A 3,526-nucleotide genomic window follows, 5' to 3' on the forward strand; every position below is an offset into this window, starting at 1 on the left:
CCGGTGAGCCTCACGTCCGGTTCTACGCCGGCGCCCTCTTGACCACGGCCGCCGGCCACAACCTGGGCACGCTGTGCGTTCTCGATACCCGATCGCGACGGTTCTCCGAAACCGATCGGGCCCTGTTGCGCGAACTCGGGGACCTGGCCACCGAACAGCTGGAGCTGACCACGGAACGGCAGGCGGCCGAGGAGAAGAGACGGCTGCTCGAACTGGCCGAGTCGGTCTCGCACGTCGGTCACTGGCGACGGACGGCGGCGGGCGAGACGACCTGGTCGGACGAGGTCTACCGGATCTTCGGCCTTCCGCCCCAACCCGCCGGGACGCCCGTCGACACCGAGGCCGTCCGGTCGGCCTATGAAGACCGCCAGAGGGCGCGCCTGGAGACCTTTCTGACCCGGGCGATGGAGGAGGACGCGACCGGCGAATTCCAGACATCCATCACCCGGCCCGACGGCAAGGTGCGCCAGCTGGTGATCAGCGCCCGGCGCCAGCTCGACGAAACGGGCCGGGTCGAGGGCCTGTTCGGCGTGGTCCAGGACGTCACCGAACGGCATCGGGCCCTGGAACGCGTCCGGCGGAGCGAGGCCCAGTTCAGGCTGCTGGCCGATCATATGGGCGACGTGGTCACGCGGCTGAAACTGGACGGGTCGAGCCGCTACATCTCGCCCGCCATCCGGGGTCTGCTCGGCTACACGGCCGAGGAGATGGAAGGCCGCCCGGCCCAGGCCTTCCTGCATCCCGACGACCGGGCGGGGCTGCTCGACACCTTCGCCCGGATCGCCGCGGGTCAGAGACGGTCCATTCTCCAGCATCGCGCCCTGCATCGCGACGGCCACGTCGTCTGGGTGGAGACCACCTTCCAGGCGGTGCTCGACCGCGAGGGCCGGCCGACCGAAGTGATCGCGGTGATCCGCGACGTGTCGGAGCGTCACCTTCTCGAGGAGGAGCTCCGCGACGCCCGTGACCGGGCCGAGGCGGCGTCGGAGGCCAAGAGCCGCTTTCTGGCCAACATCAGCCACGAGGTCCGCACCCCCCTGACCAGCATCATCGGCTTTTCGAAACTGCTCCAGGCGCGCGAGGGCCTCGGCGCGGTCGAGCGGCAGTGCGCCGACCGGATCAATACGGCGGGACAGGCGCTGCTGAACGTCATCAACGACGTGCTCGACTATTCGAAGCTGGAGGCCGGGGCGATGGTTCTGGCGGCCCAGCCGTTCGAGCTCCGCGCCCTGTTGCGCCAGACCGCCGAGATCGTCCTCGGCCAGCTGGAGGAGAAGGGTCTCCGGTATGTCGAGCAGGTGGACGAGGACGTTCCGGCGATCCTCGTGGGCGACGCCGCCCGCCTGCGTCAGGTCCTGCTCAACCTGATGAGCAACGCCATCAAATTCACCGAACGGGGCGGGGTGAGCGTCCGGGTCCAGGCCAGGCCTTCGTCGGACGGCGGGCGGCGGCTCCGGGTGACGGTGACCGATACGGGCATCGGGGTCCCCGCCGAGGCGGCGGCCACCCTGTTCGAACGCTTCGTCCAGGCCGATGAATCGACCACGCGCCGGTTCGGCGGCACCGGCCTGGGCCTGGCGATCTCGCGCCAGCTGGTCGAGATGATGGGCGGCGAGATCGGCGTCCGCAGCACCCCCGGTCAGGGCTCGGACTTCTGGTTCGAATTTCCGGTCACGACCGATGCGACGACGGGAGCCGCCCCATGATGATCCTCCACGTCGACGACGACGACGGCATTCGCGCCCTCACCGACCTGGCCTTCTCGCTCGGCGGCGGAGCGACCGTGCGGTCGGCCGCGTCGGGAGCCGAAGCGATCTCGGCGCTGGAGACCGGCTGCAGGCCGGACGTGATCCTGCTGGACGTGATGATGCCTGACCTCGACGGACCGGGCGTCCTGGCGAAGATCCGCCAGCTGCCCGGCCACGCCAGGACGCCGGTGATCTTCATGACCGCCCAGAGTCAGGATCATGAACTGGATCGCCTGCTCGCCCTCGGCGGCGTCGGGGTCATCATCAAGCCGTTCGATCCGCTGGCCCTGCCCGGGCTCGTCAACGACCTGCTGCGGAGGGCGCGTCCGTGACGGACCCCGTGGCGGCGCTGAGGTCGGCCTTCGTGGCGCGCTGCCGGACGGACCTGGCCGAGCTTCGCCGCCTCGGCGACCGGGGCGACACAGCCGGCGTGGGCGCCCTCGTGCATCGTCTCGCCGGCGCCGCGGGCTCGTTCGGCTTCCCGGAGGTCAGCGCGGCGGCGCTCGTCGTGGACCAGCAGATCCGCGACGGCGGGGCGGCGGCGCAGGCGGACATGGAGCGACTGCTCGGGCTTCTGACGGAACTGGCCGGGGCGGAAGACTCCCGGTCGCGGCCCCATCCGGGCTAGCCGTCCGGGCGGCCTGTGGTGCGGGCGGTCGGGCTCGAACCGACACTCCTTTCGGAACCGGATTTTGAGTCCGGCGCGTCTACCAGTTCCACCACGCCCGCACAGGCCGGTTGCTCGCTTCGGCAGGCGCGCTTGGTAGCTCGCGGGGTCAGACCAGGTCAATCGGGAACGGCGAGTGCAGGTGTAAACCCCGCGACCGGTCCTGGGGTCAGGAGATGGCGAACCGGATCGTGAACTTCAGGACTTTCCCCACCGCGCTCGTGTCGTTCTCCGGCAAGGCGATTCGTGACCGCAATGCCGACGACAACGCCTTCTCGCCAAAGCCGAGATCGGGGGGCGTCTCGGACAGTATCCGGCACTCCCTCAGGCGCCCGTCGGCGGGCACGATGCAGCCCAACTGGACCGAGCCATGGCGGGCGTTCGCGTGGAGTGCGGCCCCCGGAAACTCCGGTCGGGGTCCGCGCGCCCAGGTCACGCCCCCGTCGGTCCCGAGCCGCGGGAGAAGGTCCCAGTCGTCGGCAAGGGGTTCCTCGCAGGCCGAGAGCACCCGATCGAGCGCCGCCGCCGACGGCGGGGTCGCCATCTGGTAGCGTAGCGCCGGCTCGTTCGGCGAGGCGGGTTCGAGCTGAACGATGAGATCGCCGCCGGCCCGCAGCTGGCGCGCCAGACGGCCGGGCTCGGACGCCGAAAGCACCGCGAATCCCGGCGGGCTGCTCCAGGCCTGGCCTTCGTCGGCGATGCCGCCCGCCGTGACGCGGACGTCGCGGAAGGTCGCGGACGTCGTGGGCGTTCCGATGAGCAGAAATTCCAGCACGTCGGCCTTGCAGCGCAGGGCCAGGCCGGTGTCGCCGAAATCGAGGGTGGCCAGCGTCACCCGTTGGGCGGGGTCGGTGATCAGGTTCCAGTCTTCGGACGCCTCCTGGCCGATGGACGGAGAGACGGCCGCCAGGACGACCGACAAGGCCAGCGCGATCAGTCCGGGTCGATTCATGCTGCTGTCTCCACCGGCCGCCCCGGAACCGGCGCCAACCTGTCGAAAGCTTAATCGCCGCGGCGCATCCGTAAAGCGCCGTCGTCGCCTCCTCTGCGGTCAGGGAGACGACGATGAAGCTGAGACACATGATGACGGCCGCGCTCGGGGCGTTGGTGC

Annotated in this window: 4 protein-coding genes and 1 tRNA gene; 3 read left to right on the plus strand and 2 right to left on the minus strand. The window is 70.2% G+C overall.

Features of this window, described 5'->3' with window-relative positions:
- The 3 genes from RDU12_RS13980 to RDU12_RS13990 all read left to right on the plus strand — a co-directional run.
- A partial coding sequence (locus RDU12_RS13980) for an ATP-binding protein (protein WP_308685221.1) occupies positions 1 to 1,706 on the plus strand: 1,706 nt, incomplete at its 5' end.
- On the plus strand, positions 1,703 to 2,080 hold the full coding sequence (locus RDU12_RS13985) for a response regulator (RefSeq protein WP_300291198.1): 378 nt from the start codon (positions 1,703 to 1,705) through the stop codon (positions 2,078 to 2,080). The genes RDU12_RS13980 and RDU12_RS13985, both read left to right, overlap by 4 nt.
- Positions 2,077 to 2,376 carry an Hpt domain-containing protein gene (locus RDU12_RS13990; protein ID WP_308685223.1) on the plus strand — a complete coding sequence of 100 codons (300 nt, stop codon included), beginning with the start codon at positions 2,077 to 2,079 and terminating at the stop codon, positions 2,374 to 2,376. The genes RDU12_RS13985 and RDU12_RS13990 overlap by 4 nt, the downstream gene beginning before the upstream one ends.
- 16 nt (positions 2,377 to 2,392) lie before the next feature.
- Here the strand turns inward: RDU12_RS13990 and RDU12_RS13995 are convergent.
- A tRNA-Leu gene (locus tag RDU12_RS13995) sits at positions 2,393 to 2,477 on the minus strand.
- Between the two features lie 107 nt (positions 2,478 to 2,584).
- Positions 2,585 to 3,337, minus strand: coding sequence for a hypothetical protein (locus RDU12_RS14000; protein WP_300293577.1), 753 nt, complete (start codon positions 3,335 to 3,337; stop codon positions 2,585 to 2,587).
- Positions 3,338 to 3,526 lie beyond the last annotated feature (189 nt).

It is taken from the genome of Brevundimonas sp. (assembly GCF_031082345.1).
GTDB lineage: Bacteria > Pseudomonadota > Alphaproteobacteria > Caulobacterales > Caulobacteraceae > Brevundimonas.